We start from the raw sequence: 22705 nt of genomic DNA on the forward strand, positions 1-22705 counted from the left end.
ACTCCCCTCGGATGCACTCGGATGGGCTTTTTCCTGCGGGCTTTTTGCCTACAATGAAGCTCCAACTATCGCAGTTGCCAATGATTGTTGGTTCAGGGCGCGTCGCCATTCGACGCGCCCTTTTTTCTTGTGTGCTCCGTTTTAATTCAATCACTTGACGCTTTCCGTTGATGAACCACATCAGAAATTTTTCCATCATTGCGCACATCGACCATGGCAAGTCGACGCTTGCGGATCGCTTGATTCAGCGCTGTGGGGGGCTGGCTGACCGTGATATGGAGGCCCAGGTTCTGGACTCGATGGATATCGAAAAAGAGCGTGGGATAACCATCAAGGCGCAGACCGCAGCGCTGCAATACAAGGCGCAAGATGGACAGGTCTACAACCTCAATCTGATCGACACGCCCGGGCACGTGGACTTCTCGTATGAAGTGAGTCGCTCGTTGTCGGCATGCGAGGGCGCGTTGTTGGTGGTCGATGCTTCACAGGGCGTTGAAGCTCAGACCGTTGCGAACTGCTACACGGCGCTGGACCTGGGTGTCGAGGTCGTGCCGGTGCTGAACAAGATGGATCTGCCCAATGCCGATCCCGACAACGCCAAGGCCGAGATCGAAGACGTGATCGGTATCGATGCCACCGACGCCATCCCGTGTTCTGCCAAGACCGGCATGGGCATCGACGAGATCCTCGAAGCCATCGTGGCCAAAGTGCCCGCGCCGCGCGGCAAGGCCGACGGCCCACTGCGCGCGATGATCATCGACAGCTGGTTCGACAGCTATGTGGGCGTGGTGATGCTGGTGCGTGTGGTGGATGGTCGCTTGCTCAAGGGCGAGCGCATCAAGATGATGGCCAGTGGAGCGGTGTACAACGCGGACAACCTTGGGGTGTTCACGCCTGCCAACGAGCCCCGCGATTCACTCAACGCAGGGCAGGTGGGTTACATCATTGCGGGCATCAAGGAGTTGCAGGCAGCCAAGGTGGGCGACACGATCACGCTCGAAAAAAAGTTGCCCAACAACGCAGGTCCTGCGGCCGAGGCGTTGCCGGGCTTCAAGGAAATTCAGCCCCAGGTGTTTGCAGGGTTGTATCCCACCGAGGCCAGCGAATACGACTCGCTGCGTGATGCGCTCGAAAAACTCAAGCTCAATGACGCCTCTTTGCACTACGAGCCCGAAGTGAGCCAGGCGCTAGGCTTTGGCTTTCGCTGCGGCTTCCTGGGCCTGTTGCACATGGAGATCGTGCAGGAGCGTCTGGAGCGCGAGTTCGACCAGGACCTCATCACGACGGCGCCCAGCGTGGTCTACCAGGTGGTCAAGGCCGATGGTGAAGTGATCATGGTCGAGAACCCCTCCAAGATGCCCGACCAGGGGCGGCTGGAGGAAATCCGCGAGCCCATCGTCACGGTGCATCTGTATATGCCCCAGGACTATGTGGGCCCGGTGATGACGCTGGCCAACCAGAAGCGCGGCGTGCAGATGAACATGGCGTACCACGGTCGCCAGGTGATGCTCACCTACGAAATGCCGCTGGGTGAAATCGTGCTCGACTTTTTCGACAAGCTCAAGTCCGTGTCGCGCGGCTATGCGTCCATGGACTACGAGTTCAAGGAATACCGCGCGTCCGACGTGGTGAAGGTGGACATCCTTCTGAACGGCGAAAAGGTGGACGCTTTGTCCATCATCGTGCACCGCTCACAATCGCAGTACCGTGGCCGTGCCGTGGTCGCCAAGATGCGCGAGATCATCAGTCGCCAGATGTACGACGTGGCCATTCAGGCGGCCATTGGTGCCAACATCATTGCGCGCGAGACCATCAAGGCTTTGCGCAAGAACGTGCTGGCAAAATGTTATGGCGGCGATGTGAGCCGCAAACGCAAGCTTCTTGAGAAGCAGAAAGCAGGCAAAAAACGCATGAAACAGATCGGATCGGTTGAAGTGCCCCAAGAGGCATTTCTGGCCATTTTGCAGGTGGAAGATTGATGCTTCAGTTCATGCAGATTCTCACGTCCCTGGTGCTGGCCGCATTTGGTGGCTATATCGGCGCCTGGTACTTTGGTGCCGTCGAGGGCAATTTCGCCTTGCTCTTGTTCCTGGCCACGGTGGTGACCGGGGCGTACTGGCTGGCCGAGCGGTTTTACTTTCTGCCACAGCGCCGCCGGGCGGCCCAGGCCATTGAAGATGCCGCCATCGAGCGCCGTGCGGAGTTGGACCGCATGGGCATCCAGAAGGTCGATGTGGACGTGCGGGAGGCCAAGGGGCGGCTGCTCATGCAGCCCTGGTGGCTGGACTGGACGGCCGGGCTTTTCCCGGTCATCGTCGCTGTGTTCCTGCTGCGATCCTTTCTTTTTGAACCCTTCAAGATTCCATCGGGCTCCATGATTCCCACACTACTGGTGGGTGACCTGATCTTGGTGAACAAATTCACCTACGGAGTCCGCCTGCCGGTCATCCACACCAAGATCACAGAAGGCACCAAACCTGCGCGCGGGGATGTCCTGGTGTTCCGCTACCCACCCCAGCCGAGCCTCGACTACATCAAGCGGGTGGTGGGGGTGCCTGGTGACGAGGTCGCGTACATCAACAAGCGCCTCACGGTGAACGGCCAGGCCGTTGATACCAAGGCCCTGCCGGACTTCTTTGAAGAAGATTCGATGCGCTATTTCAAGCAGTTTGAAGAGCAATTGGGCGCCCAGCCCCACCGCTTGCTGAACAACCCAGATGTGCCAGCCTTTGTGCAGGGTGCCAGCAATTTTGCCTATCGCAAGAACTGCCGCTACAGTGTTGAGGGTGTCGTGTGCAAGGTGCCTGAGGGCCACTACTTCATGATGGGTGACAACCGGGACAACTCGCTCGATTCACGCTACTGGGGATTTGTTCCAGAGGGCAACATTGTCGGGAAGGCCTTTTTTGTCTGGATGAATTTCGGCAATCTCAAGCGGATTGGTTCGTTTCATTGATGGATGGTCAACTTTTTAGAACATTGGAGGGGAAAAACATGCATATCAATCGTTCCAGCAGCCCATTTCGGCAACGTGGCATGTCATTCATTGGCGTGGTGTTCATCGGGTTGATCGCGGTGGCTGCATTTGCGATTGGCGGGCAGTCTGTCCCGATTTTTCTGGAGTACCAGGCGATCAGCAAGGCTGCGAACAAAGCCGCCAAGGAAGCCTCCACGGTCCCGGAGGTTCGAGCTATTTTTGATCGTGCCGGAGCGATTGACAACATTAGCTCTATCCAGGGCAAGGATCTGGAAATTGCCAAGCGTGGTGACAACAAGATCGTGGTTTCCTATAAGTATTCCCGCGAGATTGCGCTGGCAGGCCCGGCATATCTTGTATATCGCTTTGAAGGACAGACCAACTAGTGCACCCCGGCCTTCAAACGCTGCAGGCTCGCCTGCAGCATGTTTTTTCCGATCCATCACTTCTCCAGCGCGCCACCACGCACCGCAGTTTTTCGGCCGACCACAATGAGCGGCTGGAGTTTCTGGGTGATTCCGTTTTGAATCTGGCGGTCGCGAGCCTGCTCTATCGGCAGTTGTCGGCATTGCCAGAAGGCGATTTGTCCCGCGTGCGTGCCAACCTCGTCAAGCAGGACACCCTGCACCAGCTGGCTCTGGGCCTCAAGATTTCCGAGGTGCTGCGTTTGGGGGAGGGGGAGTCCAAATCGGGCGGCCAGCAGCGCCCGTCTATCCTGGCCGATGCGCTGGAGGCACTGATCGGCGCGGTGTACCTGGATGCCGGGTACACGAGTGCCGAAGCGTTGGTGCACCGCCTTTTTCAGGGGGTGGAGATCAATCCTCAGATGCAGGCAGCGTCCAAGGACGCCAAGACCGCATTGCAGGAGTTGCTCCAGGGCCGCAAAATGAAGCTGCCGCAGTACAAGGTCGTCGCCACAGTGGGCGCGGCGCACCGCCAGACCTTCGACGTCGAGTGCGATATTCCCGAACTGGGCCTCACCGAACGTGGTATCGGCGGCTCCCGCCGGGCGGGCGAACAGGCAGCTGCAGCCGCCATGCTGGTCACATTGAAAGCAAAGAAATTATGAATGATGCTACCAAAGATGTAGCGGGTGACGAAGGCCAAGAAAGCGCTGGAGTGCAAAATGACCTCGAAGCCATGCTGGCGGCAGCAGGCTCCCCTGCCGCCGTGCCAGGCCAACGCTGTGGCGTGATCGCCATCGTGGGCAAGCCCAACGTGGGAAAGTCCACGCTGCTCAACGCCCTGGTGGGGCAGAAGATCAGCATCACCTCGCGCAAGGCGCAGACCACGCGGCACCGCATCACTGGCATCCGCACGCGCGAGCAGACGCAGTTCATCTTCGTGGACACGCCGGGTTTCCAGACGCGCCACGCCACGGCGCTCAACAAGTCACTCAACAAGACCGTGATGGGCGCCATTGGCGACGTGGACCTGATCCTCTTCGTGGTCGAGGCGGGCAACTTCACGCTGGCCGATGCCAAGGTGCTGTCGCTGTTCAAGCCCGGCATTCCCACGCTGCTGCTGGCCAACAAGCTCGACATGGTGCACCGCCGTGCGGAGCTGGCCCCCTGGCTCAAGAGCATGCAGGAGCGCCATCCGTTTGCCGAGTTCGTGCCCATGTCGGCCAAGAACAAGGGCGACATCGAGCGCCTTTTTGGCATCTGCGCCAAGTACCTGCCCGAGCAAGGCTGGTGGTACGGCGAAGACGAGCTGACGGACCGCAGCGAGAAGTTCCTGGCCTCGGAGACGGTGCGCGAAAAGCTGTTCCGCTTCACGGGCGACGAACTGCCTTACACCTCGACTGTGGTGATCGACAAGTTTGAGGAAGAAGCCAGCAAGCAGCACAAACGCCTGGTGAAGATCGCAGCCACCATCGTGGTCGAGCGCGACAACCACAAGATGATGGTGATTGGCGACAAGGGCGAGCGCTTGAAGCGCATCGGCACCGAAGCGCGGCAAGAGCTGGAAAAACTCATGGACGCCAAAGTTTTCCTGGAGTTGTGGGTCAAGGTGCGGTCCGGCTGGGCGGACGACGAGGCCCGTGTACGCTCGTTTGGCTACGAGTAAGTCCGGGCGCGTGGTGGGCGCCAGCCCATCCGGCGGGGCCATTGCCCTGCCACAGCCTCCGTGTTTTCCGGCCTGACCGACACTGAACCCCACTGCTGATCCACTGTGGCTGCTGCCAAGCGCATTTCTGATGAACCCGCCTTCGTGCTGCACAGCTACGACTGGAGCGAGTCCAGCCTGATCCTGGAAGTCTTCTGCCGACGCCAGGGCCGGGTGGCGCTGGTGGCCAAGGGCGCCAAGAAGCCTACCTCCAACTTCCGCCCCGTGTTGTTGCCGCTGCAGCCACTGTTGCTCACCTACAGTCCGGCGGGCGACGGCAGCGCGGACATCCACACCCTCAAAGGTGCGGAGTGGGTCGGTGGCCATGTGATGCCCACCGGCGATGCCCTGCTGTCGGGCATGTACCTCAACGAGCTACTGCTGCGCCTGCTGGCGCGCGCCGATCCGCACGCGGCCCTGTTCGACGTCTATGCCGGTGTGGTGCGCGTGCTGGCCAGCGAACACGGCGATGCGTTGGAGCCTGTGCTGCGCAGCTTCGAACTCCTGCTGCTGCGCGAGATCGGCTTGCTGCCCAGCCTGGATGTGCAGACCATGACCCTCGCGCCGCTCCATGCGGGTACCCGTTATGCCCTGGTGCCCGAGGGCGGGCTGCGCACGGCATCTTCCTCCGACCGTGCGGGTTTGCTGGGCAGCCAGTGGCAAGCCCTGCAGCATGCGCTGGACGACGAAACCGCCAGCTACACCGCCACCTTGCGGGCCTGCGCACCCGTGGCCACCGAACTCAAGCCCCAGTTGCGCGCCGTGCTGCAATACCATTGCGGCAGCCCGACGCTGCGCACCCGCCAGCTCATGATCGATCTGCAGGCCCTATGAACCCGACCTCACGCACATCCCAAGCCTCCCACGCCACGGCCCTCTCGGTCAATGTCAACAAGGTCGCCTTGTTGCGCAATACGCGCCATCTGGGCATTCCCAGCGTTACCCGCGCGGCCGAGTTGTGCCTGCAGGCCGGCGCGCAGGGCATCACCGTGCACCCCCGGCCCGACGAGCGGCACATCCGCAGCCAGGATGTGTTCGAGCTGGCAACGCTGATGAAGGCCTGGCCCGACCGCGAATACAACATCGAGGGCAATCCATCTCAGAACCTGATGGACTTCATCCGCGAGGCTCGCCCGCACCAGGCGACCTTTGTGCCCGACAGCGAAGACCAGTTCACCAGCGACCACGGCTGGAGCTTTCCGCAGGATGCCGAGCGTCTGGCGCCGCTGATTGCCGAGTGCAAGGCACTGGGCGTGCGCGTGAGCCTGTTCATGGACCCGGTGCCCGAACAGATGGCGGCCGCCAAGGCGGTGGGCGCCGACCGGGTGGAGCTGTACACCGAGCCCTATGCCGCCGCCTGGGGCACGCCGCAGCAGGAGGTTGAGCTCAAACGCTACGCCGCCGCCGCCCAGGCCGCGCTGGATGCAGGCCTGGGCGTGAACGCGGGCCACGACCTCAACCGCGACAACCTTGCCGCCTTTGTGGGCGAGGTGCCCGGCGTGCTGGAGGTCTCGATTGGCCACGCCCTCATTGCCGACGCGCTGGAGCTGGGTTATGCCGCCACGGTGTTGGCCTACCTGGGCTGCATCCGGTCGGGTTTTGCGACACAGGTAGATAACCCCTGATTTGATAGCTGCTTGCGCTTGATAGATAAGCGCAAGCAGCCAATTTGATTCAATAAAACATGATCTACGGCATTGGCACCGACATCTGCGACGTGCGCCGCATCGCGGCAAGCCTGGAGCGCCACGGCGAGCGTTTTGCCCAGAAGGTGCTGGCCGACGGCGAACTGGCCACCTGGCGCGAGAGGAGCAGCCGCTGGCCCGACCGGGGCCTGCGCTACCTGGCCACGCGGTTCTCTGCCAAGGAAGCGTTCAGCAAAGCCATTGGCCTGGGCATGCGCATGCCCATGACCTGGCGCCACTGCGAGGTCGCCAAGCTGCCATCCGGCCAGCCGGTCATCGTGTTGCACGGGGCGCTCAAGGAATGGTTCGATGCCAAAGGGCTGAAGGTGCACCTCAGCGTGACCGACGAGACCGACTACGCCGCCAGCTTCTGTGTGGTAGAGAAATCTGAATAAAAATAGGCTCTGGCGCTTGATAGATAAGCGCTGGTAGCTATTGTTTGAATAGCATTTTTGAGTTTGAGCCAACACACCATGACCGAACACGCCCCCCTCATTCTCGACGTGGCAGGCCTTGAGCTGACCGCTGCCGACCGCCGCCGCCTGGCCCACCAGCTGACCGGCGGCGTGATCCTGTTTGCCCGCAACTGGGAAAACCGCGCACAGCTGCTGCAGCTGACCAGCAGCATCAAGGCCGTGCGTGACGACCTGCTGATCTGCGTGGACCATGAAGGCGGGCGCGTGCAGCGCTTTCGCACCGACGGCTTCACGCACGTGCCGCCGATGCGCGCCCTGGGCGAGCTGTGGATGGACGACGGCAAGGGTGCCAAGGCCATTGCCGGCAGCGGCGCCCTGCGAGCCACCAATGCCGCCACGGCCGCGGGCTATGTGCTGGGCAGCGAACTGCGCGCCTGCGGCGTGGACTTCAGCTTCACGCCCGTGTTGGACATCGATTGGGGTGAAAGCTGTGTGATCGGCGACCGCGCCTTTCACCGCGACCCGCGTGTGGTGGCGCTGCTCGCCAAGAGTCTCATGCATGGTCTGCTGCAGGCCGGCATGGCCAACTGCGGCAAACACTTTCCCGGCCACGGCTTCGTCAAGGCCGATTCGCACACCGAGGTGCCGGTGGACAAGCGCAGCCTCAAGGCCATCCTGGCTGACGATGCCGCGCCGTACCCCTGGCTCAGCAGCACGCTCACCAGCGTGATGCCGGCCCATGTGATCTACCCCAAGGTCGACAGCCGTCCCGCAGGTTTCTCGCAGCGCTGGCTGCAGGACATCCTGCGCCGCCAGATGCGTTTTGACGGCGCGATCTTCAGCGACGACCTCAGCATGGAAGGTGCACGGCGCCTGGACGGCCAGGTGGTCAGCTACACCGACGCGGCCGTGGCGGCGCTGGAGGCAGGTTGTGACCTGGTACTGCTGTGCAACCAGAGCGTGGGTGATGGCAAGGCCGTGGATGAACTCATCGATGGCCTGGAAAAGGCCCAGAAGCAGGGCCGCTGGCAGCCGAGTGTGGACAGCGAGTCCCGCCGCCTAGCGCTGCTGCCGGAAACCCTGCCGCAGGCCTGGGACGACCTGATGTACCAACCCGCCTACCTGCAGGCGCTGGACCTGCTGCCCTGAACCGCCGAGAGCGCGTGGCCTTGTGCAAGGCCACCCAGTGCGGCTCTCCCGACTTTTCTCACTATGGCGTGTTGAAGGGTCCTGGCGTGACCGGCGGCGGGGCTGCCGGTGCACTCTCTGTGGCATCCGCAACGCTGGCATGGGCGGGGGGCGCAGGGGGTGGTGGCACCCCTTGAAATCTGCGCACCACGCGCTGAAACACCAGCGCATTCGGAATCTGCAGCCAGGCCACCTGGCCCGTCGCTGCGCCATGGTCCTCCAGCGTGGTGTAGAGCAGGTTGATGTCCACCACGCGTCCCTTGGCACCGGGTTTTTCGGCGGTGTCCAGCACTTCGATGTAGTCACCAATCCGGAAAGGCCGCACGGTGAAGATCAGCAGCGCACAAAACAGGTTGGAGAGCACGCTCCAGGCCGCGAAAAAGGCCACGGCCCCCACGGTGGCAAACCCGGTGAACGCGGTCCAGAGCACGGTGGCCGAAACCCCCATGCGCTCCAGCACCAGCAGCAGGGCGCTGGCCACGATGAACCAGCGGATCAGCCCGTTCATGGGCACCACCAGCTCGTCGGGCACCTGGTAGTGCGCGCTGGCACGGCGCACGATGCGGCGCAGCACCCGTTGCAGCAGCCAGGCGACAAAGAGGATCAGCAGGATCTGCGTGCCGGGGATGATGACTTCGAGCCAGTCCTGTACCCAGTCGGGAAGCCGGGTTTTCAGAACCTGCATCCGCGAAACGGCGGAGCGGGCGTTGCGCTCGGTGGCGTAAAACGAGAAGGCAGAAAAGAAACTCAATTGCGCAATTGCTCCACGGTATCCATCTGCATTTCAAAACTGAAAAAGCGGTTGCGGCCCTGCGCCTTGGCGGCATACAGGGCCTGGTCGGCCCGCATGATCATGCTTTCCGCGTTGGTGCTGTCGTCGGGCACACAGGTGGTAATGCCGCCTGACAGCGTCAGCGTGTCGCCCAGCGGTGAATCCGCATGCGGAATGGCGCGCACCTTCAGCAGCTGCCCCAGGGCGCGCGCGAAGGTCATGGCGCCCGAGCGTGGCGTGTTGGGCAGGATGAGGGCGAATTCCTCGCCGCCGTAGCGCGAGGCGATGTCACGCGGGCGCACACACACCTCGCGCAGCAGGCGGCCTACTTCCTTCAGGCAGGCATCGCCTTGCACATGCCCGCTGGCGTCGTTGAAGAGCTTGAAGTGGTCGAGATCGCACAGCATCAGCGTGAGCGGCGTCGCTTCGCGGCGTGCGGCCAGGATCTCGTTGTGCAGGATGCGGTCAAACCCCCGGCGGTTGACCAGGCCCGTGAGCGCATCGATTTCCACCATTTCGTTGAGCCGCTGGTTGGCCAGATGCAACTCGGCCGACACGGAGACGAGCCTGCGGCGCATGTCCAGCAGCCGGCGCATGGCGCGCAGCTTGGCCATCAGCACAATGGGCTTGACGGGTTTGACGAGGTAGTCGTCGCCCCCTACCTCAATGCCACGCCACACGTCGAGTTCGTTGTCCAGGCCCGACAGAAAGATGATGGGCGTCCAGTCCCCGGCTTCGCTGGCGCGCATCTGCTGGGCCACCCAGTAGCCGTCCTGGCCGGGCAGCCGGATGTCCAGCAGCACCAGATCTGGACGGTGGGTTTTGAACAGCTGCAGGGCGGCGTTGCCCTCGGGTGCCTCAAAGATGTCCGACACGCCCGCCCGCCGCAGCTCGGCCACCAGCGCAGCGCGGACGGAACCCTGGTCTTCCACCACCAGCACCGAAAAAGCATTGCCCGAGGGCAAGGGCTGGCTGGCCGGGTAGGGTGCATTGCTGGAGCTGAAGGGCACGGGGTGTCTCCTTGGGGCCGTCAAAGGGCGGGTCCGGGGTACCCCGAGTGCATCCGGGGCGTGCGACTCAGGACTCGCGGCGCAGCGCCGGGAACAGGATCACGTCGCGAATGCTGGGGCTGTCGGTCAGCAGCATCATCAGGCGGTCAATGCCAATGCCGCAACCCCCCGTGGGAGGCATGCCGTATTCCAGCGCGCGCACAAAATCATGGTCGTAGAACATGGCTTCGTCGTCGCCGCTGTCCTTGGCGGCCACCTGGGCGTGAAAGCGCGCGGCCTGGTCTTCGGCATCGTTCAGTTCGCTAAAGCCATTGCCGAACTCGCGGCCGGTGATGTACAGCTCAAAGCGCTCCGTCACCTCGGGGCGGGTGTCGTTGGCACGCGCCAGGGGCGAAATCTCGGTGGGGTGCTCCATGATGAAGGTGGGCATCCAGAGCTTGTCTTCCACCGTTTCTTCAAAGTACAGCACCTGCAGGCTGGCCAGCGACCGCGTGGACAGCTTGTTCTTTTCTTCGTTCAGGCCCAGCTTCTTCAGGGCGCTGATGAGCCAGGCGGCGTCGTCCACATGGGCGCCGGCCTCGGTGTACTGGAATATGGCTTCGCGGATCGTCAGGCGGGCAAACGGCTGCGTCAGGTCCACCGCACGGCCCTGGTAGGTCATCTGCAGCGAGCCTGTGGCCTTCAGTGCGACTTCACGGATCAAGGTCTCGGTGAAGTCCATCAGGTCCAGGTAGTTCCAGTACGCCGCGTAGAACTCCATCATGGTGAACTCGGGGTTGTGGCGCACCGAGATACCTTCGTTGCGGTAGCTGCGGTTGATCTCGAACACTCGCTCGAAACCGCCCACGATCAGGCGCTTCAGGTACAGCTCGGGGGCGATGCGCAGGTACATCTCCTGCTCCAGCGCGTTGTGGTGCGTGACAAACGGCTTGGCGTTGGCGCCACCCGGAATCGGGTGCAGCATGGGCGTCTCGACTTCGAGGAAGCCGTGGCTCACCATGAACTCGCGCAGACTGCTCACTGCCTTGCTGCGCGCCATGAAGCGCTTGCGGGCCTGCTCGTCGGTGATCAGGTCCACATAGCGCTGGCGGTATTTCTGCTCCTGGTCGGCCATGCCGTGGAACTTGTCGGGCAGGGGGCGCAGGCTCTTGGTCAAGAGGCGCAGGCCGGTCACCTTGACCGAAAGTTCGCCGGTCTTGGTCTTCATCAGCGTACCTTCGGCGCCCACGATGTCGCCCAGGTCCCAGTGCTTGAAGGCGGCGTACAGGTCTTCGCCCACGGCATCGCGGGTCACATAAAGCTGGATGCGCCCGCCCACTTCGCCCAGCGACCCGTCCTGCACCGTGGCAAAACTGGCCTTGCCCATGACGCGCTTGAGCATCATGCGGCCGGCCACCGAGACATTTACCGGCGAGGCCTCCAGGGACTCGTTCGTGGCAGCGCTGTGCTCCAGGTGCAACTGGGCAGCCTTGTGGCCTGGCTTGAAGTTGTTGGGGAAGGCAACGCCACCGCCGTTGGCCTGGGCCTCGCGCAGAGCGCGGAGCTTTTCGCGGCGCTCGGCGATGAGCTGGTTTTCGTCCTGGGGAGCGGGGGCGTGGTTTTGGTCTGACATAGGTGCCGTCGGTGCGGGGGCGTGAAATTTGGGGGCTGGGTTCAGCCAAACCCCTCATTTTATCGGCTATGTGTTGCTGACAGGTTCTTAGCCCTTGGACGGGCGGTCGCTCCACAGCGCGGATGCTGTCCCTGCGAGGATCTTCAGATCGCTCCAAAGCGTGTGCGAGCGGGCGTACTCGGCGGCGTAGCGGAGCTTGATGGGCAGGATCTGTTCCACATAAGTGCGCTCTGGATCGCTGCTGTGGCCCAACAAGGTGCTTTCGTCGCGGAATTCGATGGAGGCGCGGTCCGTGATGCCGGGTCGGACGCTGAGCACCAGTTCCCGCACGGATTCCGGGTAGAGCGCGACATAGTGCGGCACCTCAGGCCGGGGGCCGACAAGGCTCATATGGCCAAGAAGCACGTTGAAAAGCTGCGGCAGCTCATCGGCCTTGGTGCGCCGCAGCCAGTGGCCCGCCCGGGTAATGCGGGCATCGGCTCCTACGGTAATCGCCGGGCCCGAGGCTTCGGCGCGCGGGTGCATGGTGCGGAACTTGTAGATGCGGAACAACCTGCCTGCGCGGCCCACGCGCTGTTGGCGAAAGAGTGCTGGGCCCGGAGAATCCCACACCACCCACAGTGCCACGGCCAGCAGCACGGGCGCGAGCAGCAGCAGCCCGAGGGCGGCAAAACACAGGTCGAACAGCCGCTTGGGCATGTCAGCCCAGCACCTCGTGCAGCGCAGCAATCACGCGCTCCTGGTCGCTGTCACTCATGGCGGTGAACAAGGGGATGCTGATCATGGCTTGGTAGGCTGCGTCGGCCTGAGGGAACATGGCCGGTGTCAATTGGTACCGGTCGCGCCAGTACGGGTGCCGGTGCAGCGGCACATAGTGCACGCTGGTGCCAATGCCCCGGTCCGACAGCGCCTGGATGACCTCGTCACGCACCAGCGGCGCGTCCGCCCGCAGCCGGATCACATAGAGGTGCCACGCATGGGTGTCGCCTGGTGGTGCAGTGGCTGGCAAGGTCAGGGGGAGGGGCTCCAGCTGTTCGTGGTAGCGGGTTGCCAGGTCTTGGCGCCGCTGCACGAACTGCGGCAGCCGTGCCAGTTGCTCCACCCCCATGGCGGCGGCAACGTCCGTCATGTTGTATTTGAAACCGGGTGCCACCACCTCGTAGTACCAGGCCGGCGTTTTGGAGGTGAAGCGGTCAAATGCATCGCGGCTCATGCCGTGCAGCCGCATGGTGCGCATGCGCTGCGCAAGCGCCGGGTCGTGCGTGACGGCCATGCCGCCTTCTCCGGTGGTGATGGTCTTGTTGGCGTAGAAGCTGAACACCGTGACATCGGACTGCAGTTGCCCCACCAGGGTGCCGCGCCAGGTGGTGGGCAAGGCATGGGCTGCGTCTTCCACCACCTTGAGCTGGTGTTCCTTGGCGATGGCCAGGATGGCGTCCATGTCGCAGGCCAGGCCCCCGTAGTGCACGGGCATGATGGCTTTTGTGCGGGGCGTGATGGCCGCGCGTACCTTGGCCGGGTCGATATTGAGGGTCACCGGGTCCACATCCACCAGCACCGGGTCGGCGCCCAGGTAGCGCACCACTTCCACGGTGGCGGTGAAGGTCAGTGTGGGCGCGATCACTTCGTCGCCGGGACCAATGCCGAGTGCTTCCAGCGCAAGGTGCAGGCCCGCCGTGGCAGAGTTGACGGCGATGCTCTGCAGACCACAGCCGCCCAGGAAGGCGGTGAATGCCTGCTCGAACTCCTTGGTCTTGGGCCCGGTCGTGACCCACCCCGAGCGCATGGCCGCGCTGACAGCATCGATTTCTGCCGGCCCGATGTCGGGGCGGGCGAACGGGAGAAAAGGCAGGTCGGTGGCGGAGTTCATGGGTATTGTGGTGCGTGCTAAAAGGGCCAGAGCGAGGCCGCGCTCAGTGCGGCTTCACAGCCCAGGTAATGCGGTGGGTGCGCAAAAACCAGAGCAGTGCGGACGCTGGCGCAATCGCTGGGGCGGGCAGGCGCCGCGCCAGCGGAGGTGCCAAAGTAACGCGGCGGGAGTGTATCTGTGCCTCTGGAAACAGGATGCTCAGTTCGCGCAGTGGAATGCCCTGCACATCGCTGTTGGCCGGGTTGTTGACGACAAAATCGTAGACCAGCACGCCGCCGCCGGGCGCAACCCATTGCCAGATCACGTGGGCCAGATGGCGGCGGTAGTCTTCGTCGAGCAAGGAGCTGAAGAGCGTGAACGCCAGCACGGCATCCTGGCTGGCCGGTTGCACCGGGGCCAAGGCGGCATCACCTTCGACAATAGACACACCTGCTGGCAGCGAGGCGCGCGCTGCGGCGGCGCGTTCGGGAAGAAGCTCCAGGCCCGTCAGGCAAGCGGGCGTGGCGCCCAGCCGCACCAGGTCGTGCAGATTGCCCGCGCTTCCACAACCAACTTCCAGCATCGGCCGGTGGGCCAGGCTGCTCCAGCCGTGGGCCTGCCAGATCCGTGCCATGGCACGCAGGCGCTCTTGCTGCGCCTGCAGCGCCGCCGCATTGGCATACAGGCTGTAGCGGGCCTCGTCGACCGCAGCATCGCGCCTCGCGTAGCGGGCCTTGACGGCCTGGGGTTCGTTGTCGGTCATCGCGTGATGCGTGCAAAGTCGGACGAAGGTGCGCGCGAGCGTGCAATGTCCCACAGCCCGCGCCAGGTGCCCAGGCCGTAGCCCACGTGAAACGCTGCAATCGTCGCCGGGAGGCGGGGCAGCAGCCCCCGGTTGCGGGCCGATCGGGCTGCCGCCACCGATGCCGCCAGAAGATACCCCGTATAGGCGATGCCCAGTGCGGCCAGCGGCCAGGCAGACCAGGGCAAGACGGCGGCGCTGGCCACGGCGGCAGCCACAAAAGCTGCAGGTACCAGCTGCCGCACGGAGCCTGGTTGCCCGTGTTTGCGCATCACAAAAGGCCGCCAGTAACCGTATTGCCGCTGTTGCGCGAACAGGTGCCGGAGCGAATTGCGCGGGTGGTAGGTGGAATGGATGCGCCGGCTCTGCCAGATGCGAGCACCCCCCAGGCGCATGCGCAGGTTGTGCTCGTCGTCCTGGTTGCGCACCAAGGCTTCGTCAAACAGCCCGAACCGGTCAAACACGCTGCGGGGCCAGCATCCCAGGTAGACGGTATCCACCTCGCCTTCGTATTGCATATCGCGCGACCGCGCGCCGCCCACCACCCAGCGGCACTGGAAGGCGGCGGCGATGGCGGCCCCGGTGGGGCCGGTTCCTTGGGCGACCCATGGGCCGCCCACGTTGTCGGCGCGGGTGCGTTCGAGCGCCTGGATGCACTGCGCAAGGTAGTCGGGGGCAAACTGGCTGTGCACGTCCATGCGGGCAATGGTGCCGCCCCGCGCGCGGGCAATGCAGGCGTTGAGCCCGGTGGAGACAATGCGACCGGGGTTGTCCACCAGGACGAGCCGGTGGTCTGCAGAACAGCGCTGCAGAAGGTGCTCGCGGGTGCCGTCATCGCTTTCACCGTCTGCAATCAGCACTTCCATGCGCCAGCCTGCGGGCAGTTCTTGGCGCAGGGCTGAGTCGCAGAAAGCGTCGATGTGCTGGCGCTCGTTGCGGCACGGCACGATCACGCTGATCAGGTTGTCCAATTCAAGGCCTTCGGGCATGGGTTTCAAGGTGTGCGGAGCAGTTGCTGGTACAGCGCGTGCATGCGGTTCATTTGTACTGCGCGGTCTCCGTCCCGGGCGATGCGGGCGGCATTTTGCCGGCCGGCTTGTTCCGCCAGGGCGTCGTTGCCGATGAGAGCTTCCAGCCGGGCGGCGAGCACTGCGGCATCTCCGGCTGCAACCAGCCACTGCGGGTCGATCCAGTGCCGGTTGGCCTGCAGGTCACTCGCCACCACCGCGAGGCCACACGCCATGCTCTCCAGCATGGCGACCGATGTTGCATCGCTGCTGGGTACCGACACAGATATCTTGCTTTCGCCCAGTACCCGGGCCATGCCGGCGTCATCGAGTCGGCCGTGGAACTGCACCTTGTTTTCCAGCTGCGCCTTGTGCACCTGACTGCGCAGGGCGCTTTCCATGCTGCCTCCTCCGAGCAGGTGCAAGCGCAGGTCGGCCGAAGGCAACCGCGCCTGCAGAAGGGCGAACGCTTCGATGATGGTGTCGATGTTGTAGTTGGGTTCCCAGGCGCGCAGGCTCACCAGTTGGCTGCCTCGCTTGAGCTTCCAGGGAGCGGGTCGAAAGCGCTGCAGTTCCACACCCCAGTGAATTTCCTCGGCAGGGCATTGCGGGCGGAAATCCGCCACGGCGCTCATGAGGCTGGCAGAGTCGCCAGTGATGAGGTCGGCCCGGCGCAGTATCCAGCCAGTCAGCCAGCGCATCCACGCGCTTTTGCTGGGGGTGACCAGCAGGTCGCTGCCCCATGCAGTCATCACCCGCGGATATTTGCCGCCCCGTGCGGCCAGATAGCCATAGGAAGTGATGTAGTGGGCGTGGAGGAGGTCGGGGGCCAGTTCGGCCACGTGGCGCCTGGTTTCCCGGACACGGAACAGCCAGTCGAGCGAGCGGTGCACAGGCCGGATGGCCCGCACGGTGACGCCATCGATGGACGCGGGGCGGGCCGTGATCAGCGAAACGCGGTAGCCGCGCTGGAGCATCTCCCGCGCCCATCGCTGGACATGGGGGCTGGTGGCATCGCCCAGCAGGCACAGGTGTGTGGCCATGTCAGCTTGCCCGTGTCCAGGATTCATAGTGGGGGCGCAGTTCTGGATGCTGCAACAGCAGGCGCTCGTCCTGTTCGCGCACGTCGCCAATCTGGCGCGCCGGGGCCCCGGCCACGATGGCGAAGTCGGGCACCTCACCGCGCACCTGCGCATAGGCGCACACCACTACTCCCTTGCCGATGCGTGTACCCGCTTCGATCAGGCTGTGGGGGCCGATGAACGTGTAGGCACCGATCTCCACGGGTGCGCTGATGTAGCCAGGCTTGGGGCCTTCGTGGACTGCGTAGTCGTTGCCCAGGAGGCGAATGGCGCGGTGGGAGCTGTGCGTCACGATGCTGACAAAGTTGGTGATCTGAGCCCCTTGCCCAATCTGCAGGCCCGCCGTGGCGTCGATGAAGTTGAATTGCCCAATAAAGACGTGGTCGGAAAGCCGCAGCCCCTCGGCGCCTTCGATGCAGGTGCTGGGGGCAATGCGGGTGTGGGGCAGGTTGCGGCCCAGGTGGTCGCTTTCCCCGAACACCATGCGGTAGAACAGCGCTTGCCAGAGGCGGCGGCGCCAGCGGTTAAGCACGGCTCTCATGGGGAATATCCTTCCAGTTTGCCAGCGCCCAGAAATAGTAGGCAAAGTAGGCCAGCATGCTCGCTGACACGCCCCATCCGGCGCCGGTCAGCCCGCCCAGATGGAGACCCAGCAGCAGGCCCACAAAAAACAGGCATTGTCCAATCAATGCCAGGCGCAGCGCCCAGGCCTGTGCACTCCAGGCCATGGTGACCACCGCAAGGGGCGATGCCATGAAATGCACGGCGATGTACGGCGCGATGGCTCGGGCCAGCTCCCCAGTTCCTGCCCACTGGGCTCCAAAGGCCAGGGTAAAGATGTCCGGGCCCCATGTGAGCAGGACTACCACCAGCGGGCACGCCAGGACGGCAAGCCCCAGCATGGCCCGGCGCACCAGCTTACGCGCCTCGTCAGGGCCACCGGCCTGGAGGAGACGAGGGTACAGGGTTTGCGACAGGGCTCCGCCGATGAGGGTTGCTGGTGCCTTGAGGTAGCGCAGCGCCAGCGCCCAGAATCCCGCTGCGGCATCCCCTGACCATGCCGTCACCAGCACCAGGGTCAGGGTGTCCTGCAGCGCACCCATGAAAGCGTGGGGTGTGTTGAGCAACGGAAAGTCCCGGTGCTGTTGCGCCATGGACCGGAGTAAGGAAAACGGCTGGCGCCACAAACCCGTCCAGCCACCCGCCGGGGCTGGTCTGGCCAGCATCCATGCCGCACCCAGGCTGGCCACCGTGGCTCCCAGCACCAGGCCCAGCGGGCCAGCCTTCATGAATCCGAACAGCAGTTGCAGGATGGCGCCGCCGCCTTGCTGCAGCAGCCTGGCCGCCGACAGCAGTCCAAAGCGCTGCGACCGCGTTGCCCACAGCGTGAGCCATTGCACAGCGCCGCCTGCGAACACCGCCAATGGCAGCGCCCAGGCCATCGGCATGCCTTGCCACAGCAGGAGCACGGCCCCGGCTGCGGCGGATGCAGCGGTCACAGCGAGCAAAATGCGTGCGCACAACGCCATGAGCTGGGCGGCGCGCAGCTCGGTGCTTTCCAGGGGCAGTGCGAATTCATAACGGGCGCAGCCCACCACCGCCAGGTTGGTGGCCAGCGCCCACAGCAGTGCAAACTGTCCGAAGGCTTCAGGGCTGTAGAGGCGTGTGAGCGCCGGGCCCAGCACCAGCGGGATGGCGTGGGCTGCAACGCTTCCCGTGAGCAGGGTCAGCGTTGCCCGTACAAGTCCCGACTTCATGGCAGTACGGGTTGCGTTTCGGGGTGGTAGCCAGGCACCAGCTGTCGCAGCAGAGCGGTCATGGCGATGGGGTCGCCGGCATGGGCTGCCTTCTGCAGTGCCTGGAGCAAGGTCTGCAGCTCCTCCCAGGGTCGGTATTCTTCACGCGCCCGCAGGATGCGGGGGTGGTCGGTGGGGAAGGGATTGTCTCCAATCAGCAGTTCCTCGAAAAGTTTCTCACCCGGCCGCAGCCCTGTGAAAACGATTTCGATGTCTCCTTCAGGGTGCCGATCGTCGCGCACGGTCAATCCCGACAGGGCCACCATGCGCTCTGCAAGGTCCAGAATCTGCAGTGGCTCGCCCATGTCCAGCAGGAACACGTCGCCGCCCTCGGCCATCGCCCCTGCCTGCAGTACCAGCTGGGCGGCTTCGGCAATGGTCATGAAATAGCGCGTGACATCTGGGTGCGTCACCGTAATGGGGCCGCCGGCTGCAATCTGCTTGCGAAACAGCGGTATCACGCTGCCGCTGGAGCCCAGTACATTGCCAAAGCGCACCATGGACAGGCGGGTGGGGCAGGTCCAGGCGGGCGGGCTTTCGGCAAGGGGTGCGAAGGGAGGGCGCTGCGACGCTGCAATGGCTTGCAACACCATTTCCGCCACACGCTTGGTGGCGCCCATGATGTTGGTCGGGCGCACGGCCTTGTCGGTGGAAATCAGCACGAAATGGCTGGCGCCGCACTCCAGCGCCACCTGCACCATGTGCAGGGTGCCAAAGACGTTGTTCAAAATGCCTTCGCCCGCATTGGCCTCCACCATGGGCACGTGCTTGTAGGCCGCCGCATGGTAGATGGAGGTGGGCCGGTATTGCCGGCAGATGTCTGCCATGCGCTCCCTGTGGGTGACGCTGGCGAGCAGCGGCACCAGCGCACATGCGTGCTCGCCTTGGTCTGCCAGCGCCGCCAACTCATGGTGGATGGAGTACAGCGCGTATTCGCTGTGGTCCACGAGCAGCAATTGGCGCGGCCCTTCACGCACGATCTGACGGCACAGCTCGCTGCCAATGCTGCCGCCCGCTCCGGTAACCAGGACCACGGTGCCCGCCAGATTGCGCCCCAGCAGTCCGGGGTCCGGGGCCACCGGCTCCCGGCCCAGCAGGTCTTCGATTTCGAGGTCCTGGAAGTCGGTGACCGTGACCCGCCCGCTGGCCAGGTCGGACAGGCCGGGCAGCGTGCGTATCCGCACGGGCAATTCACGCAGGCTTTCGATGATCTGCCGCCGGCGCTCGCGCGTGGTGCTGGGCAGCGCCAGCAGCACATCCGTGATGTCCAGGCGGCGCACGACCTCGGGCAGCGCCTGGGGGGAGTGCACGCGCACGCCATTGATGCTGCGCCCGATCTTGCTGGCGTCGTCGTCCACAAAACCCTGGAGCAAGTACTGGTGCATGCTGCCCAGCCCCGCCGCCGTCTGGGCGCCCGCGCTGCCGGCGCCGTAGATCAGCAGGCGGTAAGACGCATGGCTGCTGCGCCCTGCCAGCGCCAGCCACCCCAGTGCGCGGCTGGCCCCCACCAGCAGCATGAACAGCAGGGGCTGCAGAATGCCGACGCTGCGGGGTACGCCCTCCCATTGGGCCGCCAGCAGGCAGCCCAGTAGAAGGGTTCCATAGATGGCCACGGCCTTGCCGGTGGTGATGAGTGCGGTGATCCCCGTATAGCGGAAGATGGCGCGGTACAGCCCCAGCTTGGCAAAAATGGGAAAGGCGAGGGCGGGGGCCAATGCATACGCGAGCCACTGCATGCCTGAGGGCCAGTGGGGTGTTTCCAGCCTCAGTGTGAAGGCGAGCCACATGGCGATCAGGCCCAGGCAGATGTCCATGGCCACCACCACGAGGCGTTTGGCTGCGCGTGACCAGCCCAGGATGCGGTTCAGCATGGGCTGGGGGGGAAGGGTGGGGCAGCAGTGATTCGGCGGCTCATTGCGTGGGCGCAATCCCGGTCCGCTCAAGGACATCGCCCACCAGTTCCAGCCGCACCAGCGGGTTGTCCAGCTCCATCAGGCGCTGCTTGAGTTCCAGGGGCACCGGCAAAAGCTCGCACCAGCGGTTGGCCACCCATCCGCAGTCGTCCAGCTGGGCTGCCGTGGGGACAATCGCAGTCGGAGTGTCGGGGTCTCGCTGCTTCAGGGTGTGCAGCACCTGGGCGAGCGCTGTCGATGCCTTTCTCAGGTCTTCGGGGATCGGCACCGTCAGATCCTGGTCGATGTGCCCCACATCGGCAATCCACAGGCCATGGGGCAGGTGGCTGCGCTGGGTGATGCGAAAGCGCTGGCTGCCACGGCACAGCAGGGTGATCAGGCCAGGCTGCGGGGTGTCGATCTGCTCGATGACGGCCAGGGTGCCCACATCATTGAACTGCTCTTCGGGGGCGCCTGCCTGGCGCACTTCGCGGCCCTGCGTGAGGGCGACAACGCCAAAGGGTGCACCCGCCTGGTGGCACTTGCGCACCATGTCCAGGTAGCGCACTTCGAACACGCGCAGGGCCAGCAGGCCGCCCGGGAACAGCACGGACCCCAGGGGGAAAAGGGGCAAGGATGACAGGGTGAGGGGTTGTGTCATGAATGGGGGAATACCTTGGCTCGCTATCATCCCATGGCGCAGCCTGCTTTCGCAGCGGCCCCTTATTTTGTCTCATCCATGCTCTACCAGATCGCCTCTTTCCTGCTTGACGTTGTTGGTGGCCTGCTCACGGGGGCGTGCCTGCTGCGCCTGTATATGCAATGGCAGCGGGTACCGTTTTCCAACCCTGTCGGCGGTCTGGTTTTTGCACTGACGGACTGGCTCATCATGCCGCTGCGCCGTGTGATCCCGCCGGTGGGGCGTTGGGATGTGTCGAGCCTCGTAGCGGCCGTGCTGCTGCAGCTGGCGCAATACTTTTTGCTGACCCTGTTGTTGGGCGCCGCCTCGGCATGGGCCTGGCTGCCGTGGCTGGCATTGTTTGGGCTGGCGCGTGTGGCAGTGTCGGGGCTGATTGGCTTGTTGATCGTCTATGCCGTGATGTCGTGGGTGCAGGCGCGGTCCCCGCTCTCGGATGTGATCGCCCGGCTGTGCGAGCCCATCCTGCGGCCGTTTCGCCGCGTCATCCCGCTGGTGGGCGGTATCGACCTGTCGCCGCTGGCGGCATTGGTCTTGCTGCAGGTGGCGATGATTGTGCTGGGCCATTTGCAGGCCAGCGTCATGAGGTAGCCCCGCTGGAGGTGCCTCCCTGAGTCGTCGCCTTCGGCGCCTTCCCCCCAGGGGGACGACGGCTTCGCTGCGGGGCGGCCCTTGCTTGCCGTCTCTGGTGGGGGCCGCGCCAGTCTCCTTGGCTGCGTGCATTGCACAGCAAATTGTTTCTGACACTGAAAATGTCAGTCAAATTGACCTCTAGCGCTTATCTATCAAGCGCTAATAGCTATCAATAGTGAAGCTATTTGGAGGTGCTGAAGCGGCGCATCACCTCTGCAAGAGGTTTTGCGCATGCCACCACCTGCTTGCGTTACATCACTGCGTCAGCGGGCAAACGCTGCAGCATGGCCAGGCTACTGGCCACGGTGTTGCGCAGCTCGCGGCGGTCGCAGATGAAGTCCACGGCGCCCTTGGTCTGCAGGAACTCGGCGCGCTGGAAGCCTTCTGGCAGCGTCACGCGCACGGTGGATTCGATCACGCGCGGGCCGGCAAAGCCGATCAGGGCCTTGGGCTCGGCAATCACGATGTCGCCCACGAAGGCAAAGCCGGCGCTCACGCCGCCCATGGTCGGGTCGGTCAGCACGCTGATGTACGGCAGGCCCTTCTTGGCCAGGCGGGTCAGCGCTGCATTGGTCTTGGCCATCTGCATCAATGACAGCAGGCCTTCCTGCATGCGTGCACCACCGGTGGCGGTAAAGCAGATGAAGGGCACTTTCTGCTCGATGGCGGTTTCCACGCCGCGCACAAAACGCTCGCCGACCACCGATCCCATGGAGCCGCCCATGAAGTCGAATTCAAAACAGGCGGCAACTACGTTGATGCTCTTGACCGCGCCACCGATGACGATGAGGGCATCGGTCTCGCCCGTGTTTTCCAGGGCTTCTTTCAGGCGTTCGGGGTACTTGCGGCTGTCCTTGAACTTGAGGGCATCCACGGGCAGCACTTCCTGGCCGATTTCGTAGCGGCCTTCAGCGTCCAGAAAGGCATTCAACCGTGCGCGCGCGCCAATCCGGTGGTGGTGGCTGCAGTGGGGGCACACATTCTGGTTGTGTTCCAGATCGGCCTTGTAGAGCACCGTTTCGCAGCTCGGGCACTTGATCCACAGGCCTTCGGGCACCTGGCGGCGCTCGGTAGGGTCGGTTTGCTGGATCTTGGAGGGCAGGAGTTTTTCGAGCCAGGACATGGTGTTTTCCTCTTCAGTGGCAAGACCTGCAAGCGGAGCCGGTAGACGTCCTGGG

Annotated in this window: 23 protein-coding genes; 10 read left to right on the top strand and 13 right to left on the bottom strand. The window is 63.9% G+C overall.

Annotated elements, in window-relative coordinates; genetic code table 11:
• Positions 1 to 170: 170 nt before the first annotated feature.
• The 9 genes from lepA (at position 171) to nagZ (ending at position 8336) form a co-directional block, all read left to right on the top strand.
• Positions 171 to 1979 (top strand): translation elongation factor 4, encoded by a 1809-nt coding sequence (lepA, locus tag ASE52_RS13665; protein WP_057226774.1) that lies wholly within the window; start codon positions 171 to 173, stop codon positions 1977 to 1979.
• Positions 1979 to 2956, top strand: a complete 978-nt coding sequence (lepB, locus tag ASE52_RS13670; protein WP_057226776.1) for a signal peptidase I — start codon at positions 1979 to 1981, stop codon at positions 2954 to 2956. Before lepA ends, lepB begins: the two co-directional genes overlap by 1 nt.
• A 38-nt stretch (positions 2957 to 2994) precedes the next feature.
• On the top strand, positions 2995 to 3363 hold the full coding sequence (locus ASE52_RS13675) for a DUF4845 domain-containing protein (RefSeq protein WP_057227248.1): 369 nt from the start codon (positions 2995 to 2997) through the stop codon (positions 3361 to 3363).
• Entirely contained in the window at positions 3363 to 4046 is a 684-nt protein-coding gene (gene rnc / locus ASE52_RS13680; RefSeq protein ID WP_057226779.1) for a ribonuclease III, read from the top strand. The genes ASE52_RS13675 and rnc overlap by 1 nt, the downstream gene beginning before the upstream one ends.
• Complete coding sequence (gene era, locus ASE52_RS13685) at positions 4043 to 5047, top strand: GTPase Era (RefSeq protein ID WP_010463755.1); 1005 nt, start codon at positions 4043 to 4045, stop codon at positions 5045 to 5047. Before rnc ends, era begins: the two co-directional genes overlap by 4 nt.
• Positions 5048 to 5152: 105 nt before the next feature.
• Positions 5153 to 5920, top strand: coding sequence for a DNA repair protein RecO (gene recO, locus ASE52_RS13690; protein WP_057226782.1), 768 nt, complete (start codon positions 5153 to 5155; stop codon positions 5918 to 5920).
• Positions 5917 to 6711 carry a pyridoxine 5'-phosphate synthase gene (locus ASE52_RS13695; protein WP_057226785.1) on the top strand — a complete coding sequence of 265 codons (795 nt, stop codon included), beginning with the start codon at positions 5917 to 5919 and terminating at the stop codon, positions 6709 to 6711. The genes recO and ASE52_RS13695 overlap by 4 nt, the downstream gene beginning before the upstream one ends.
• Positions 6712 to 6770: 59 nt before the next feature.
• Positions 6771 to 7166: a holo-ACP synthase gene (gene acpS, locus ASE52_RS13700; RefSeq protein ID WP_010463758.1), complete on the top strand. Its 396-nt coding sequence runs from the start codon at positions 6771 to 6773 to the stop codon at positions 7164 to 7166.
• Positions 7167 to 7244: 78 nt separating this feature from the next.
• Positions 7245 to 8336, top strand: a complete 1092-nt coding sequence (nagZ, locus tag ASE52_RS13705) for a beta-N-acetylhexosaminidase (RefSeq protein ID WP_057226786.1) — start codon at positions 7245 to 7247, stop codon at positions 8334 to 8336.
• Between the two features lie 61 nt (positions 8337 to 8397).
• Here the strand turns inward: nagZ and ASE52_RS13710 are convergent, their stop codons facing one another.
• From ASE52_RS13710 to ASE52_RS13765, 12 genes are all read right to left on the bottom strand, one after another.
• On the bottom strand, positions 8398 to 9060 hold the full coding sequence (locus tag ASE52_RS13710) for a mechanosensitive ion channel family protein (protein ID WP_029414066.1): 663 nt from the start codon (positions 9058 to 9060) through the stop codon (positions 8398 to 8400).
• Positions 9061 to 9122: 62 nt separating this feature from the next.
• On the bottom strand, positions 9123 to 10157 hold the full coding sequence (locus tag ASE52_RS13715; protein WP_010463761.1) for a diguanylate cyclase: 1035 nt from the start codon (positions 10155 to 10157) through the stop codon (positions 9123 to 9125).
• A gap of 67 nt (positions 10158 to 10224) precedes the next feature.
• The gene (gene lysS, locus ASE52_RS13720; protein WP_057226789.1) at positions 10225 to 11769 is read right to left on the bottom strand and encodes a lysine--tRNA ligase; all 1545 of its coding nucleotides are present in this window, start codon (positions 11767 to 11769) and stop codon (positions 10225 to 10227) included.
• 87 nt (positions 11770 to 11856) lie between these two features.
• Positions 11857 to 12468 carry a sugar transferase gene (locus ASE52_RS13725; RefSeq protein ID WP_057226791.1) on the bottom strand — a complete coding sequence of 204 codons (612 nt, stop codon included), beginning with the start codon at positions 12466 to 12468 and terminating at the stop codon, positions 11857 to 11859.
• 1 nt (position 12469) lies between these two features.
• Positions 12470 to 13639, bottom strand: a complete 1170-nt coding sequence (locus tag ASE52_RS13730) for a DegT/DnrJ/EryC1/StrS family aminotransferase (protein ID WP_198928106.1) — start codon at positions 13637 to 13639, stop codon at positions 12470 to 12472.
• 43 nt (positions 13640 to 13682) lie between these two features.
• Positions 13683 to 14381, bottom strand: a complete 699-nt coding sequence (locus tag ASE52_RS13735) for a class I SAM-dependent methyltransferase (RefSeq protein ID WP_057226797.1) — start codon at positions 14379 to 14381, stop codon at positions 13683 to 13685.
• A complete protein-coding gene (locus tag ASE52_RS13740) occupies positions 14378 to 15409 on the bottom strand; it encodes a glycosyltransferase family 2 protein (protein WP_057226800.1) in 1032 nt (343 codons plus the stop codon). The genes ASE52_RS13735 and ASE52_RS13740 overlap by 4 nt, the downstream gene beginning before the upstream one ends.
• A gap of 5 nt (positions 15410 to 15414) precedes the next feature.
• On the bottom strand, positions 15415 to 16497 hold the full coding sequence (locus ASE52_RS13745) for a glycosyltransferase (RefSeq protein ID WP_241777002.1): 1083 nt from the start codon (positions 16495 to 16497) through the stop codon (positions 15415 to 15417).
• Complete coding sequence (locus ASE52_RS13750) at positions 16472 to 17050, bottom strand: acyltransferase (RefSeq protein WP_057226807.1); 579 nt, start codon at positions 17048 to 17050, stop codon at positions 16472 to 16474. The genes ASE52_RS13745 and ASE52_RS13750 overlap by 26 nt, the downstream gene beginning before the upstream one ends.
• Positions 17034 to 18266 (bottom strand): lipopolysaccharide biosynthesis protein, encoded by a 1233-nt coding sequence (locus ASE52_RS13755; RefSeq protein ID WP_057226811.1) that lies wholly within the window; start codon positions 18264 to 18266, stop codon positions 17034 to 17036. The genes ASE52_RS13750 and ASE52_RS13755 overlap by 17 nt, the downstream gene beginning before the upstream one ends.
• A complete protein-coding gene (locus tag ASE52_RS13760; protein WP_057226814.1) occupies positions 18263 to 20176 on the bottom strand; it encodes a nucleoside-diphosphate sugar epimerase/dehydratase in 1914 nt (637 codons plus the stop codon). Before ASE52_RS13760 ends, ASE52_RS13755 begins: the two co-directional genes overlap by 4 nt.
• Positions 20177 to 20216: 40 nt before the next feature.
• Positions 20217 to 20858 (bottom strand): LON peptidase substrate-binding domain-containing protein, encoded by a 642-nt coding sequence (locus ASE52_RS13765; RefSeq protein WP_010463783.1) that lies wholly within the window; start codon positions 20856 to 20858, stop codon positions 20217 to 20219.
• A gap of 78 nt (positions 20859 to 20936) precedes the next feature.
• Here ASE52_RS13765 and ASE52_RS13770 point away from each other — a divergent pair, with 78 nt between their 5' ends.
• Positions 20937 to 21485, top strand: coding sequence for a YggT family protein (locus tag ASE52_RS13770; RefSeq protein ID WP_010463785.1), 549 nt, complete (start codon positions 20937 to 20939; stop codon positions 21483 to 21485).
• A gap of 292 nt (positions 21486 to 21777) precedes the next feature.
• Here ASE52_RS13770 and accD read toward each other — a convergent pair whose 3' ends face one another.
• On the bottom strand, positions 21778 to 22650 hold the full coding sequence (gene accD / locus ASE52_RS13775; protein ID WP_010463787.1) for an acetyl-CoA carboxylase, carboxyltransferase subunit beta: 873 nt from the start codon (positions 22648 to 22650) through the stop codon (positions 21778 to 21780).
• Positions 22651 to 22705: the final 55 nt, after the last annotated feature.

Source organism: Acidovorax sp. Root275 (genome assembly GCF_001428965.1).
In the GTDB taxonomy this organism is placed as follows: domain Bacteria; phylum Pseudomonadota; class Gammaproteobacteria; order Burkholderiales; family Burkholderiaceae_C; genus Acidovorax; species Acidovorax radicis.

Bases quoted from the DNA above. Each gene is read 5' to 3' on its own strand.
- lepA (WP_057226774.1), top strand. From the start codon at position 171: ATGAACCACATCAGAAATTTTTCCATCATTGCGCACATCGACCATGGC.
- lepB (WP_057226776.1), top strand. From the start codon at position 1,979: ATGCTTCAGTTCATGCAGATTCTCACGTCCCTGGTGCTGGCCGCATTT.
- ASE52_RS13675 (WP_057227248.1), top strand. From the start codon at position 2,995: ATGCATATCAATCGTTCCAGCAGCCCATTTCGGCAACGTGGCATGTCA.
- era (WP_010463755.1), top strand. From the start codon at position 4,043: ATGAATGATGCTACCAAAGATGTAGCGGGTGACGAAGGCCAAGAAAGC.
- ASE52_RS13695 (WP_057226785.1), top strand. From the start codon at position 5,917: ATGAACCCGACCTCACGCACATCCCAAGCCTCCCACGCCACGGCCCTC.
- acpS (WP_010463758.1), top strand. From the start codon at position 6,771: ATGATCTACGGCATTGGCACCGACATCTGCGACGTGCGCCGCATCGCG.
- nagZ (WP_057226786.1), top strand. From the start codon at position 7,245: ATGACCGAACACGCCCCCCTCATTCTCGACGTGGCAGGCCTTGAGCTG.
- ASE52_RS13710 (WP_029414066.1), bottom strand. From the start codon at position 9,060: ATGCAGGTTCTGAAAACCCGGCTTCCCGACTGGGTACAGGACTGGCTC.
- lysS (WP_057226789.1), bottom strand. From the start codon at position 11,769: ATGTCAGACCAAAACCACGCCCCCGCTCCCCAGGACGAAAACCAGCTC.
- ASE52_RS13725 (WP_057226791.1), bottom strand. From the start codon at position 12,468: ATGCCCAAGCGGCTGTTCGACCTGTGTTTTGCCGCCCTCGGGCTGCTG.
- ASE52_RS13730 (WP_198928106.1), bottom strand. From the start codon at position 13,639: ATGAACTCCGCCACCGACCTGCCTTTTCTCCCGTTCGCCCGCCCCGAC.
- ASE52_RS13735 (WP_057226797.1), bottom strand. From the start codon at position 14,381: ATGACCGACAACGAACCCCAGGCCGTCAAGGCCCGCTACGCGAGGCGC.
- ASE52_RS13740 (WP_057226800.1), bottom strand. From the start codon at position 15,409: ATGCCCGAAGGCCTTGAATTGGACAACCTGATCAGCGTGATCGTGCCG.
- ASE52_RS13745 (WP_241777002.1), bottom strand. From the start codon at position 16,497: ATGAATCCTGGACACGGGCAAGCTGACATGGCCACACACCTGTGCCTG.
- ASE52_RS13750 (WP_057226807.1), bottom strand. From the start codon at position 17,050: ATGAGAGCCGTGCTTAACCGCTGGCGCCGCCGCCTCTGGCAAGCGCTG.
- ASE52_RS13755 (WP_057226811.1), bottom strand. From the start codon at position 18,266: ATGAAGTCGGGACTTGTACGGGCAACGCTGACCCTGCTCACGGGAAGC.
- ASE52_RS13760 (WP_057226814.1), bottom strand. From the start codon at position 20,176: ATGCTGAACCGCATCCTGGGCTGGTCACGCGCAGCCAAACGCCTCGTG.
- ASE52_RS13765 (WP_010463783.1), bottom strand. From the start codon at position 20,858: ATGACACAACCCCTCACCCTGTCATCCTTGCCCCTTTTCCCCCTGGGG.
- ASE52_RS13770 (WP_010463785.1), top strand. From the start codon at position 20,937: ATGCTCTACCAGATCGCCTCTTTCCTGCTTGACGTTGTTGGTGGCCTG.
- accD (WP_010463787.1), bottom strand. From the start codon at position 22,650: ATGTCCTGGCTCGAAAAACTCCTGCCCTCCAAGATCCAGCAAACCGAC.